This window comes from Halochromatium salexigens (assembly GCF_016653295.1).
GTDB classification, from domain to species: Bacteria; Pseudomonadota; Gammaproteobacteria; order Chromatiales; family Chromatiaceae; genus Lamprobacter; species Lamprobacter salexigens.
The window spans coordinates 465253-477736 of sequence record NZ_NHSF01000059.1 but is presented as its reverse complement, the minus strand read 5'-3'; the positions used below and the strand labels follow the sequence as shown (position 1 = coordinate 477736).

The following is a 12484-nucleotide window of genomic DNA, read 5'->3' as shown; positions in this document are numbered from 1 at the left end:
CCCCATCCACCGCCCAGCCGGCGCCGAACAGCCCCCCCATCACCTCGACACCCTGCTCGCGCGCCTCTACCGCCATCGCGGCCTCGACGGCCCGCTCGAACAACGCCTCGGCGCCCTGCACCCCCTCGAACAGCTGCGCGACATCGACACCGCCGCCGCGCTGCTCGCCGACCACATCCAGACCCAACGCCGCCTGCTCATCATCGGCGACTACGACGCCGACGGCGCCACCGGCACCGCCGTCGCCCTGCTCGGTCTGCGCGCCCTCGGCGCCGGCCCGCTCGATTGCCTCATCCCCAGCCGCTTCACCGACGGCTACGGCCTCAGCCCCGCCGTGGTCGATGCCGCCGCCGAGCGCCAGCCCGATCTGCTCATCACCGTCGACAATGGCACTGCCAGCCACGCCGGCCTCGCCCGTGCCCGCGAACACGGCCTGCCGGTGCTGATCACCGATCATCACCTGCCCGGCGCCGAACGCCCCGAGGCCGCCGCGCACGTCAACCCCAACCAACCCGGCTGCCCCTTCCCGAGCAAACACCTCGCCGGCGTCGGCGTCATCTTCTACCTGCTCATCGCCACCCGCGCCGAACTGCGCCGCCGGGGCTGGTTCCAGACCCGCGCCGAGCCCAACCTCGCCGAACTGCTCGATCTGGTCGCCCTCGGCACCGTCGCCGATGTCGTCACCCTCGACGCCAACAACCGCATCCTCGTCGAACAAGGTCTGCGCCGCATCCGCGCCGGCCATTGCCGCCCCGGCCTGCGCGCCCTGCTCGAGATCGCCGGCGCCCAGCTCGCGCGCGTCAGCGCCCGCGACCTCGCCTTCCTCGCCGCCCCGCGCCTCAACGCCGCCGGCCGCCTCGAGACCATGAGCGCCGGTATCGATTGCCTCATCGCCGATCAACCCCTCGAGGCCATGCACCACGCCCAACGCCTGCACGTCCTCAACCAGGAACGCCGCGCCCTCACCCAGCGCATGAGCGAGGAGGCCGAACAGCTGCTCGCACGCCAACAAGGCCTCGCGCATGCCTCCCCGGAGAGCGCCCCCCAGGACGGCGCCCATCCGCGCCCCACCGGCCTCTGCCTGTTCGCCGAGGACTGGCACGAAGGCATCATCGGCATCCTCGCCGCGCGCCTGCGCGAGCGCAGCCACAGCCCGGTCGTCGCCTTCGCCCCCGGTGGCGATGGCCTGCTCAAAGGCTCCGCGCGCTCCATCGAAGGGCTGCACCTGCGCGACTGCCTCGCCGCCGTCGACCGCGATCACCCCGGTCTGATCACCCGCTTCGGCGGACACGCCATGGCCGCCGGTCTCAGCCTCCCGCGCGGCGCCCTCGAGGCCTTCCGCGCCGCCTTCGCCGCCGCCGTCGATGCGGCCCTCGGCCCTACCGCCACCACGCCGACCCTGCACAGCGACGGTCCCCTCGGAGCCAACCTGCTCAACCTTCCCACCGCCGAGGCCCTGCGCCTCGCCGCGCCCTGGGGCAAAGGCTTCGCCGAACCCCTGTTCGACGGCTCCTTCCAGATCAGCGCCCCGCGCCTGCTCAAGGATCGCCACCTCAAGCTACGCGTCCACCCCGACCAGGGCCCGCCGCTCGAGGCCATCGGCTTCAACCTCGCCGAGCAACACCCGCGCGGCGCCACTCACGCCCAGCTCGTCTACCGGCTCGATGTCAACGACTACCGGGGCCTGCGCAGCCCCCAGCTCATCATCGAGCAACTGGTCCCGCTATCCGCCTGAGCCCGCGCTCAGCCAGCCTTCGATCTCTGCGATCGGCATGGGGCGGGCGAAATAGTATCCCTGATAACACTCGCAGCCATGGGCGGCGAGAAAGTCCCGCGCCGTCCCGGTTTCTACCCCCTCGGCGATGACCTCCAGCCCCAGGCTGCGCCCCAGCGCGATGATCGTGCGCACAATCGCGGCATCGTGCTCATCGACCTCCAGATCCCGCACGAACGACTGATCGATCTTCAACTGATCGAACGGCAAGCGCTTCAAATACGACAGCGACGAAAAGCCGGTCCCGAAATCATCCAGCGAGAACTGCAGACCCACCGCTTTCAGCCGCGTCATGGTCGCGACCACCTGATCCAGATGCTCGCACAACAGACTCTCGGTGATCTCGAGCTTCAACCACCGCGGATTCGCCCCCGACTGCTGCAGCGTCTCGACCACCTGCTCGACGAAATCCGCCTGCTGAAACTGCCGCGCGCTCACGTTCACCGCCAGCGACAGCCCCCGCAACGCCGGGTCATCCTCCCAGCAGCGCAACTGCTCGCAGGCGGCCCGCAGAATCCACTGCCCCATCGGCAGGATCAGCCCCGAGGCCTCGGCGAGCGGAATGAACGCCGCCGGCGAGATCAACCCCTGCTCCGGGTCCTGCCAACGCACCAAGACCTCCGCCCCCAAGACACGGCCCCCGGCATCCACCTGCGGCTGATAATGCAGGCGCAATTGCTCCGGGATGGCACGGCGCAATCGCGCCTCCAGCCCGACCCGCTGCTCCAAGGCCTGCTGCATCGCGGGATCGAAGAAATGCAGCCGATCACGCCCGAGCTTGCGCGCCTGAAGCATCGAGGCATCGGCGCGCTTGAGCAGATCGGTGACCGTGTCCACAGCGCCATCGAACAGCGAGATCCCCATGCTGGCGGTCATCACATACTGGCTACCATCGACCTGCAGAGGTTGGCGGATCGCCGCCAGCATCTGCTCGCCCGACTGGGTCGCCTGCAGCATCGACGCCTCGGCCTCGGCATCCAGGTTTTCCACCACCACCACGAACTCATCGCCACCGAGACGGGCCACGGTCTCGTCCGTGTTCACCGCCGCGAACAGACGGCGCGCGATCCCGATCAACACCTGATCGCCGACCTCATGGCCCTGGGTATCATTCAGCGCGCTGAAATCATCCAGATCGATGAAAAACACCGCCCCGCGATGACCTAACTGCTGACTCGCACGCAAGGCCTGCTGCAAGCGATCGATGAACAATCGCCGATTGGGCAGATTGGTCAGCACATCGAAATACGACAGGTGATGGATCCGCGCCTCGGCCTGTTTGTGCAGGGACATATCCTCGAACGTCCCGATATACTGGCTGATGCACCCCTCGGCATCGCGCACCGCCGAGATATGCAGCCAGACGGGATAGATCTGGCCATTCTTGCGGCGGTTCCAGACCTCACCCTGCCATTGATCCTGCGCCTTGAGCTGTTGCCACATCGCCTGATAAAAGGCGGGCCCATGCTGGCCGGATTTGAGCAGGGCCGGCGTGCGCCCGATCACTTCATCCTGACGGTAGCCGGTGATCCGACAAAAGGCGTGGTTGACGCGCAGAATCCGCTGCTCGGCATCGGCGATGATCATCGCCTGGCGGATTTCAAAGGCCTTCGCGGCAATGCGCATCTCCCGCTCGGCCTCCTTTTGCACGGTGATGTCCTCGGTAAAGATCACGATGCCGCCGATCGAGCGATCCGCCCTGTACCAAGGGCGCACCTCCCAGCGTTGCCATTGGGTGCGCCCATCGGCGCGCACGAACGCATCGTTATCGCCACTCAAGACCTCTCCACGCAATGCACGCTGATGCACCGCGCGCCAACGCGGCGGAATCTCGGGAAAGACCTCGTAATGGGCGCGCCCGGTCAAGTCCTCGCCCAGCATTCCATAGTCGCTCAGCCAACGCCGGCTCACCACCATGAAGCGCAGCTCAGTATCAAACATCGCCAGCGCCGCCGGCGCATGCTCGATGAACAGACGCAGCCGCGCCTCGCTCTGGGCCAGTTGCCGCTGACTGAGCGCCAATAAGCCATACAACAACAGCGCGGTGACGAGGATGAAGGCAATGCCCTTGTACTGCTGCCACTGCACGAACTGCGCGGCATCCTCGGTGATCAGAGCGAGCCCCTGATCGGACAGAAAGATCCACAGGCTACCGAAGACGACATAGACCAGAATGATCCTTATCGCAGAGAACGTCCAATGCATGGAATGGTCCTGTTGCCGATGAACACGAAAGGATTATAGCCTCACGGCGTTACCTGTCAGTGACCGCCATCCCCGGCACAGGGTTGGCGCTTTCCCTGAGGCCTGCCCCTCAACCCCACAAAGACACTTGAAATCCGCGCCGATAACAGGAATGATAAAGAGATAACCAGCGTGCTTTGAAGCGCCATGGTTTAGCTCCACAAAACAACCTCATCGAGGGACCACTGATGAACGACGAATACCGCAGCGCGGAAGAGATCCAAGCCCATCTCGAGCAACTCAAACAAGACCAAGCCGCCCTCGAGCGAGCGCTCAAGGAGCGGCAAAAAGAAGAAAGTAAAGAACTCGCCGCCGAGATCAAAGAGATGATCATCGGGCGCGGCCATGATGTGGACGAGATCGCCAACCTGATTAGCGGTGGAAAGGCAAAACGCCGCCGCGCCACCAGCGCTAAAAACAACAGCAGCTACACCAAGTATGCCGATCCGGACAACCCCGAGAATGTCTATACCCGGGGGCGGATGCCACAATGGCTCACCAACAAAATGGCCGCCAATGGCTACGACCCGAAAAATGCCGAACACCGCCAGCAGTTCAAGGAAGAGCATTTGACGCCTTTGGCTGCTTGATGCCGACCAACGCTCGGCCACGATGACCGTCCAACATGCGGCTCGTTGGCCGAGCAGCGCCGACGGATCTTCGGCTCGCAAAGACTTTATCGCTGTCCGTTCGACGCCCGGCTCTGAAAGCCAACTGGCTTTCTCCTTCTCTAACGTTTGCCTTTTACAAAGGCACGCAATCGTCCGCGCTTCTGGCGCTGACGCGGCGTGAGGGTATTCTTGCGCCCAGCGAACGGGTTGGTGCCGCTTTTTAGCTCCAGGCGTAGCGGCGTGCCCTGCAAGCGCAGCGCCTCGCGCAGGCGCTTGATCAGATAGCGCTGATAGCTGTCTGGGAGTGCTTCGGTCTGGTTGCCATGGATGACGATGATCGGCGGATTGCGCCCACCCTGGTGCGCATAACGCAGCTTGATCCGGCGCCCGCGCACCAGCGGTGGCGCATGCTCGCCCACGGCATCCTCCAAGAGCCGCGTCAACAGCGGCGTGGGCAGGGTGCGCATGGCGCTCGCATAGGCCCGATCGGCGGCCTCCAGGAGCAAGCCGACGCCGCTGCCATGGAGTGCCGAGATCCGATGCTGCTCAGCGAAATCCAGGAAGGGTAAGCGCCGCTCGATGGCGATTTTCAGCGCCGAACGGGCATCAGGCGTGAGCCCATCCCACTTATTCACCGCCATCACCAGCGCCCGGCCGCTGTCGATCAAATGCGCGGCCAAGGTCGCATCCTGCTCGCCGATGCCGGCGTGGGCATCCAGGACCAGGATGGCGACATGGCAGGCCTCGATGGCTTGCAATGTCTTGATGACGCTGAAATGCTCGATCGCTTCGCTGATCCGCGCCCGCCGGCGCATGCCGGCGGTGTCGATCAGGCGATACTGGCGCTCACCCACCGCGAAGGGTATTTCGATGCTGTCGCGCGTGGTGCCTGGGCTGTCGTAGACGACCACCCGTTCCTCGCCGAGCAGCCGATTGATCAGGGTCGATTTGCCGGCGTTCGGCCGCCCGACCACGGCGACCCGGACCGCCTCGGTGGTCGCCTCCTCGGTCTCGGCGCAGGCCGCCTCCTCGCCTGCGGGCAGAGTCGCGAAGATCCCGCTGATGAGCGCCGAGACACCGCGCCCCTGCAAGGCCGCGATCGGCTGTGGGTCACCGAGGCCGAGCTGATGCAGCTCACCGGCGGCCAGGGTCCAATCCAGGTGATCGACCTTGTTCGCGACCAGGGTCACCGGCTTGCCGGTGCGGCGCAGCTGCGCGGCGATCTCAAGATCGGCGGGCGTGGTCCCATCGCGCGTATCAACGAGGAAGAGCAGGTGATCGGCCTCCGTGATCGCGATGCGCACCTGCTGCTCGCTCAAGGCCTCGATGCCCTCCCCACCGCTGATGCCGCCGGTATCGACCACCACATAGGGCCCGGGGCCAACGCGGCCGATGCCGTATTGGCGATCGCGCGTGAGCCCCGGCACATCGGCCACCAAGGCATCGCGAGTGCGCGTGAGCCGATTGAACAGGGTCGACTTGCCGACATTCGGCCGACCGACCAGCGCGAAGACGGGCAGCATGGCGGTCAATCCTGTCTAGCCGACGCGGCTGTCTCGGCTGCTGGAGGTGTCTCTGAACGCGCGCCCGTTGGAGTCCCTGTTGCGCGCACCGCAGCGATCGTGCCATTCGCCAACTGCACATAGAGCGTCTGGCCGGCAACGACTGGAGTGGAGGCCACCGCCGCCTTGCCCACGCGCGTGCGGCCCAGCAGGCGTCCATCACGGGGCGATACCCAATGCACATAGCCCTCGAGGTCACCGACCACCAGGGCATCACCAACCACCACCGGCGCTGTCAGACGGCGATAGCGCAAGTCGTCTTGGCGCCAGCGTCCGGCGCCATCGGTGGGATCGGCGGCCCAGAGCTGGTCATCGGAGTCGGTGATATAGAGCGCATCAGCGCTCGCCGCCAGCCCGGCGTGCGCCGAGAGTTCGCGCCGCCAGCGCACCGTGCCGCTGTTGATGTCGACGGCCGCCAGGTCGCCGTTGAAGCTGGCGACGAAGACCTGCTCGCCGACCACCACCGGGTCGGTGTCGATATCGGCGATGCGCTCGAGTTCGGTGCGCCCGCTCGGTGGCGAGATCATGACCTCCCAGATCGGCACCCCTTGCTCGGGGTCGAGGTAGATCAGTCGACCCTTGGAGACGCCGACGATGATCCCGTTAGGGCCGACGGCAGGGGTGCTGCTGCCGCGCAGGGTCAGGATCGGTGCCTGATAGCCGAAGCGCCAGCGCTCGCTGCCATCGCTGAGTTCCAGGGCGTAGACACTGTCGTCGATGGTGTGGACGACGACGAGGTCGCCGATGATGCGCGGCACCGAGAGCACCTCGCTGCCGAGCTGGGCGCGCCAGCGTTGGCTGCCATCACGGGTCGAGAGCAGCAGCACCTGGCCATTGGAGGCGCCGACCACCAGTTGCTCGCCATCGACATCGGGGCCGCCGCTGAACGGCATGCGCCGCTCGTCGCGCTCCCAGAGCGGGCGGCCATCGGCGGCAGCGAGGGCGACGACCCTGCCGCTGTGGTCGGCGGCATAGACCCGATTGCCGGCCACGGCAGGGCGCAGACTGAGCGTGCGCCCTTCCTGTCCCTTGCCGATGCGCGTCGACCAGAGGGGGCGGATCTGGACCGCTTGGGGCGCCGTCTTGGCCAGCTCGGTGGGGGGCCTCGGAGGCTTGTTGCGCCCGAGGCCGATCCAGCCGAGGCTGCCGCACCCTTGCAACAGCACGCTGCCACCGAGCGCGAGCAGGAGCGCGCGCCGCCGTGTGCAAAGGGGTCGATGGCTGTTCATGATGGTCAGGAGGAGCGGTCGTTCGCTGCCGGCAGGTCTTGGAGTTTGAGTTCGATCAGCCGCGAGAGCCCGGCGCCGCCGGCGAGCGCGGCCTCGTAGGCCGCGCGCGCGTCGGCGGTCTCGCCCTGGGCGAGCGCGATATCGCCGCGCAAGCCGGCGAAATCGGCGCTGAAGGCGCCGCCATCATCATGCCGCTCGATGACCGCGAGCGCGTCCTCGAAGGCCTCATTGGCGATCAGCACGCGCGCGAGCCGGAAAGCGGCGAGCTTCGCCAGGCCCGGATTCGGCGCGCGCTCCACGGCCGAGCGCAGCGCCTCGGCGGCCCCGTCGAGGTCATCCTGCGCGATTCGGACCTTGGCGAGCGTCAGTTCGGCGAGGGCGGCGTAGGGCGTCTTGGCATGCGCGTCGATCAGCGCCTCGGTCTGCTTGACCGCCGCGTCATGCTGACCCCTGTTTGCGGCCATCAGCAACTGCTCGAAGGCGAGCGAGGCGCGCTGGCCAACCTGTTCCTGATGATTGATCCAGGCGCGCCAGCCGAAGACCACGACCAGCCCGATGACGAGACCGGCGATCACGGCGGTGCCGTTCTCCTTCCACCATTTTTTGATTGCTTCGACGGTTTCGTCGTCTGTGGTCAGCTCTGCCATGGGAGTCCTGTTGCTTGTCTTATGGTCGGGGAGGGTCGCGCCCTAGAGGAAGCGGGGCAACTGCTCGGCCAAGGCGTCGAGCGCGACGCTGGTCTGCTCGGCTTTGGCCTGATCGGTGCTGGCCTGCGTGCGATCATCTTGAGGCGCGCGCAGCGGCTTGATGCCGATGCGTCCCTGAGCCAGCTCGTCATCGCCAAGCACCAGCGCGACCCGTGCACCGCTGCGATCGGCGCGTTTGAATTGGCTCTTGAAGCTACCGCCGCCGCAATGGCAGATCAACCGCAGCGCGGGCAGGGCGTCGCGGATCCGTTCGGCGATGGGCATCGCGGCCGCGCTGGCCTGTTCGCCGACGGCGATCAAATAGGCATCGATGCTCGCCGGTGGCGCGCTGTCGCTGAGTTCGAGCAGCCGTTCGAGCCCAAGGGCGAAGCCGACCGCCGGGGTCGCGCGTCCGCCGAGCTGTTCGACGAGCCCATCGTAGCGGCCGCCGGCACAGACCGTGCCTTGGGCGCCGAGCGCGTCGGTGATCCATTCGAAGACGGTGCGATTGTAGTAGTCGAGCCCGCGCACCAGGCGGGGATTGATCTCGTAGGCGATGCCGGCGCGCTCGAGCCCGGCACAGAGCGCCTCGAAATGCGCGCGTGAGTCGCGGCCCAGGGCCGCGTGCAGGCTGGGCGCCGAGGCGAGGAGGGCTTGCAGGTCTGGATTCTTCGAGTCCAGCACGCGCAAGGGGTTGGTCTCCAGGCGCCGGCGGCTGTCATCATCGAGTCGATCCTCGTGGGCGCGCAGATAGGCGACCAGTTGCTCGCGATAGTCGGCGCGCTCGGCGCTGTCGCCGAGGCTGTTGATCTCGAGCCGCAGGTCGCCGAGGCCCAGAGCCTGCCAGAGCCGGTGCGTGAGCAGGATCACCTCGAGGTCGATATCCGGGCCGCCGAGGCCGAAGACCTCGACGCCGATCTGGTGGAACTGGCGGTAGCGACCGCGCTGCGGGCGCTCGCGGCGAAACATCGGCCCGCGATACCAGATGCGCCGGGGTTGCTCCAGGAGGCCGTGCTCGATCGCCGCGCGCACGCAGCTCGCGGTGCCTTCGGGGCGCAGGCTGAGCTGGTCCCCGCCGCGATCCTCGAAGCTGTACATCTCCTTTTCGACGATATCGGTGACTTCTCCGATCGAGCGCTTGAACAGCTCGCTCTGCTCGACCAGGGGGGTGCGCATCTCCTGGTAGCCGTAGCGCTCGAGCACCGCGCGGGCGCGGTCCTCGAGCTGTTGCCAGCGCGCGCTCTGGTCCGGGAGCAGGTCGTGCATGCCACGGATTGCGCGCAGGGGGGTCTGCCTTGCCATCGCTTGCTGTCCTAGTCGGTCGCGTCGGGTGTGCGAGAGCTGATCTCGGCGGGATCGAGTTCGAAGCGGGCCACATTACCACGTGCAACCGAGCGCAGGTCATAGGGTGCCCCGCCGACGGTCAGCTCGACGGCGGCCGCGTTGCCGATCACCAGCGAGTACGGCGGCTCGCCGGCGAGCGTCTCGCGGTCGCCTCGGCTCATCTCGCCGAACAACAAGACCTCGCCGGTGGCGTCGCGGATATCGACCCAGCAGGGGCCGGTGAAGCCCAGTTCGATGGCGGTGGCGCTCGAGTCCGCCGGTGCCGAGACCGCCTCTTCCTCGTCATCCGCGGGTGTCTGTGTCGCGCTCGAGGCGGGCCGTTCGACCTCCGGGCTGGGGGGCGTGGGTAGCGGGGCGCTCGGGGACTCCACGGTAGAGTCGGCTGGCGTGCTCTCGAGGGCTGGGCTGTCGGCGACCTCGGGGATCGGGTCGGTGGCCGATGTGGGCGGCTCAGCCCCCGGTTCGGCCATCCTGACATCGGGGCTGGTGCCCAGGGTGGGCTCGGAGCCGGTCTCTGAGTCAGCCTCGGTGGGCGGTTCGTTCACGACGGACGGCGCCCGATCGCTCGGGGAGCGGGCCTCGGTGTCGCGATCCATTCCGGGCGCTGGCGCAAGCTCGCGCTGCGGGTCGCTCGCGGAGAAGGAGGGTGGCGCCGAGGGATCCGGCGTCGCGGCCTGCTGCGCGGGCTCGTCAGGCCCTGAACGCAGGGTCCACCAGGCATAGCCGCCCGCCGCTGCGGCCAGCACGATCAGGGCCAGGACGAGCGCGCCGGCGAGGCCGCCACCATCGGTCTGCTCGCCGTTTTGCTCGCTGCGCGCGAAATGGCGTGGCGGCGGCTCGGCATTGGGATGGAGGCGCCGAAAGCTCTGATTCAGGGGCTCGGGGTCGAGCCCCACGAGCCGTGCGTAGCTGCGGATATAGCCGGAGACGAAGGTGGCGCTGGGCAATGGCGCGTAGTCGTCGCGCTCGATCGCCTCGACCACCTGCGGTGTCAGTCGCAGGGCCGTGGCGACATGGGAGACGTCGAGCTTGCGCGCTTGGCGCGCCTGGCGCAGCTCGCGTCCGGGTGAGTCCGGAATCGCCGAACCGGCGAGCCCGGGCGTGGGGTGTTCGGGAGTGGGCGCGGGTGCCTCGTCGGCCGTGGTCACAGTTCTATCACCTCGGGTGAATGGGGGAAGCGCTGGCGCAAAGTGCGCTCGAGTTCGCGCGCGAGTTGGGCGTTGCCGAGCTGGCGCTCGATGCGCGCGGCGAGCAGGAGTGCTTCGGGGGTCGCCGCGCCCGTATGAGAATAACGCGCCATCAGCGATCGTGCGCTTTGATAGTCGCCATGCTGATAATCACGCTCGGCGAGCGCGAGTAACGCCGGTGGAAAACGTGGGTCATGTTCCAGTGCCGCTCGTAGATAGCGCTCGACATCGGCGTCTCGACCGGCCCTGCGCGAGCAGCCGGCGGCGTTCATCAGGGCAACTTCCTGGCCCTGGTAGAGCGGCTCGGCAAGGGCGGCGGTGATCTCGGCGAGCCCGGCCTCGTGGCGACCTTGAGCGCACAGGACCGCGCCCCAGGCGTTGCGGTAGTCTGGATTCTGGGGTGCGCGTTTCACCGCCTGGGCGAACTCGCGTTGGGCGTCATCGCCCTGGCCGAGCCGCTGGTGGACGATGGCGAGGATATAGTGCGCACGCGCACTGCCACGGTCGGTGGCCACCGCTTGCTGGGCCCGTTCGAGCGCGGTCTCCAGCTGCCCCCTCTGGAGGTACTCGGTGGCCAGCTCGACGTAGAGATCGGCCGGGCTCTCGTCCTCTGGCGCCTCTGCGCGTTGCCCCAGCGCGCCGGCGCAGCCGCTCAGCGCGAGCACCAACAGCAGGCTGCTCAATCTGCCCGGGATGAGCGACCCTCGGCGGCCGGTCATGGGTTGCATCAGGGACCAAGGCGAACGGGGAGTCCGGCCGCGGGGCGTCCAGCGTCGACGCGCGGTAGCCGACGATTGCGCACCTGGCCGATGAGCTGACCGCAGGCGGCGGCGATCTCATCGCCACGGGTCTTGCGCGTGGTGGCGACCAGGCCGGAGCGTTTGAGCCGTTGCCGGAAGGCTTCGATGCGATCTGCATCGCTGGTGTCGAAGCCGCTGCCAGGAAACGGGTTGAAGGGGATCAGGTTGACCTTCGACGGCGTGCCCTCGAGCAGCCGAATGAGGGCCTTGGCATGGCGATCACTGTCGTTCACGTCCTTGAGCATGACATATTCCCAGGTCACCCGGCGGCGTGGCTCACCGCGCAGGTAGGCGCGGCAGGCGGGGATCAGTTCTTCCAGGGGATATTTGCGATTGATCGGCACGAGCTGATCGCGCAAGGCGTTCTCGGGCGCGTGCAGCGAGACGGCGAGCGAAACCTCGCTGAGTTCGGCGAGCCGGTAGATGTTCGGCACGATCCCGGAGGTCGACAGGGTCACGCGCGTCTTGGCCAGCATGTAGGCAAAATCGTCCTGCATGATCGCCATCGCCCGCACCACTGCGTCGAAGTTTGCCAGCGGCTCGCCCATGCCCATCATGACGACGTTGGTCGGCGGTTTGCCGAGTGCTCGCGTGGCATGCCAGACCTGGCCGATGATCTCGCCGGTGCTCAGGTTGCGGCTGAAGCCCTGGCGGGCGGTGGCGCAGAAGCGACAATCGAGCGCGCAGCCGACCTGCGAGGAGACGCAGAGCGTGCTGCGGCTTTCCTCTGGGATGGAGACGGTCTCGACGCGCTGGCCGTCGTGGAGTTCGAACACCCACTTGACGGTGCCATCGGGTGACGGCTGCTCGAGCGCCACGCGCGGCAGCTCGAGGCGTGTCTCGGCGGCCAGGCGCTCGCGCAGGGCCTTGGAGAGATCGCTCATCGCCTCGAGATCGCAGACGCCGTGCTTGTGCACCCAGCGGAACAGGTTACGCCCGTGGAACGGCTTGAAGCCCCAGCCAGCGGTCAGAGCCTCGAAGCCGGTGCGGTCGAGGTCGAGCAGCGGGATGCGAAGGTCGGGCGTCGTCTGCGGTGCCTGTTGCATC

The 12484-nt window shown here is 67.3% G+C and carries 10 protein-coding genes; 2 read left to right on the top strand and 8 right to left on the bottom strand.

Annotated features, from left to right (window positions below):
* Positions 1-4: 4 nt before the first annotated feature.
* Positions 5-1735, top strand: a complete 1731-nt coding sequence (gene recJ / locus CCR82_RS12170; RefSeq protein WP_201246071.1) for a single-stranded-DNA-specific exonuclease RecJ — start codon at positions 5-7, stop codon at positions 1733-1735.
* On the opposite strand, the gene CCR82_RS12165 is transcribed toward recJ, so the two are convergent.
* On the bottom strand, positions 1724-3979 hold the full coding sequence (locus CCR82_RS12165; RefSeq protein ID WP_201246032.1) for a putative bifunctional diguanylate cyclase/phosphodiesterase: 2256 nt from the start codon (positions 3977-3979) through the stop codon (positions 1724-1726). The genes recJ and CCR82_RS12165 overlap by 12 nt on opposite strands.
* Before the next feature lie 227 nt (positions 3980-4206).
* On the opposite strand from CCR82_RS12165, the gene CCR82_RS12160 reads away from it, so the two are divergent.
* Positions 4207-4608 carry an H-NS histone family protein gene (locus tag CCR82_RS12160; protein WP_201246031.1) on the top strand — a complete coding sequence of 134 codons (402 nt, stop codon included), beginning with the start codon at positions 4207-4209 and terminating at the stop codon, positions 4606-4608.
* Positions 4609-4748: 140 nt separating this feature from the next.
* Here the strand turns inward: CCR82_RS12160 and der are convergent, their stop codons facing one another.
* The 7 genes from der to rlmN are packed head-to-tail and all read right to left on the bottom strand — an operon-like array spanning position 4749 to position 12483.
* Positions 4749-6152 (bottom strand): ribosome biogenesis GTPase Der, encoded by a 1404-nt coding sequence (der, locus tag CCR82_RS12155; protein ID WP_201246030.1) that lies wholly within the window; start codon positions 6150-6152, stop codon positions 4749-4751.
* A 5-nt stretch (positions 6153-6157) separates the two neighbouring features.
* Entirely contained in the window at positions 6158-7420 is a 1263-nt protein-coding gene (gene bamB / locus CCR82_RS12150; RefSeq protein ID WP_201246029.1) for an outer membrane protein assembly factor BamB, read from the bottom strand.
* A gap of 5 nt (positions 7421-7425) precedes the next feature.
* The gene (locus tag CCR82_RS12145; protein WP_201246028.1) at positions 7426-8067 is read right to left on the bottom strand and encodes a YfgM family protein; all 642 of its coding nucleotides are present in this window, start codon (positions 8065-8067) and stop codon (positions 7426-7428) included.
* A gap of 42 nt (positions 8068-8109) precedes the next feature.
* On the bottom strand, positions 8110-9408 hold the full coding sequence (gene hisS / locus CCR82_RS12140) for a histidine--tRNA ligase (RefSeq protein ID WP_201246027.1): 1299 nt from the start codon (positions 9406-9408) through the stop codon (positions 8110-8112).
* An 11-nt stretch (positions 9409-9419) separates the two neighbouring features.
* Positions 9420-10598, bottom strand: coding sequence for a RodZ domain-containing protein (locus tag CCR82_RS12135; protein ID WP_201246026.1), 1179 nt, complete (start codon positions 10596-10598; stop codon positions 9420-9422).
* Complete coding sequence (gene pilW, locus CCR82_RS12130; RefSeq protein WP_201246025.1) at positions 10595-11356, bottom strand: type IV pilus biogenesis/stability protein PilW; 762 nt, start codon at positions 11354-11356, stop codon at positions 10595-10597. Before pilW ends, CCR82_RS12135 begins: the two co-directional genes overlap by 4 nt.
* Positions 11357-11364: 8 nt before the next feature.
* Complete coding sequence (gene rlmN / locus CCR82_RS12125) at positions 11365-12483, bottom strand: dual-specificity RNA methyltransferase RlmN (RefSeq protein WP_201246024.1); 1119 nt, start codon at positions 12481-12483, stop codon at positions 11365-11367.
* Between the last annotated feature and the right edge of the window lies 1 nt (position 12484).

Bases quoted from the DNA above. Each gene is read 5' to 3' on its own strand.
- CCR82_RS12165 (WP_201246032.1), bottom strand. From the start codon at position 3,979: ATGCATTGGACGTTCTCTGCGATAAGGATCATTCTGGTCTATGTCGTC.
- CCR82_RS12160 (WP_201246031.1), top strand. From the start codon at position 4,207: ATGAACGACGAATACCGCAGCGCGGAAGAGATCCAAGCCCATCTCGAG.
- der (WP_201246030.1), bottom strand. From the start codon at position 6,152: ATGCTGCCCGTCTTCGCGCTGGTCGGTCGGCCGAATGTCGGCAAGTCG.
- bamB (WP_201246029.1), bottom strand. From the start codon at position 7,420: ATGAACAGCCATCGACCCCTTTGCACACGGCGGCGCGCGCTCCTGCTC.
- CCR82_RS12145 (WP_201246028.1), bottom strand. From the start codon at position 8,067: ATGGCAGAGCTGACCACAGACGACGAAACCGTCGAAGCAATCAAAAAA.
- hisS (WP_201246027.1), bottom strand. From the start codon at position 9,408: ATGGCAAGGCAGACCCCCCTGCGCGCAATCCGTGGCATGCACGACCTG.
- pilW (WP_201246025.1), bottom strand. From the start codon at position 11,356: ATGACCGGCCGCCGAGGGTCGCTCATCCCGGGCAGATTGAGCAGCCTG.
- rlmN (WP_201246024.1), bottom strand. From the start codon at position 12,483: ATGCAACAGGCACCGCAGACGACGCCCGACCTTCGCATCCCGCTGCTC.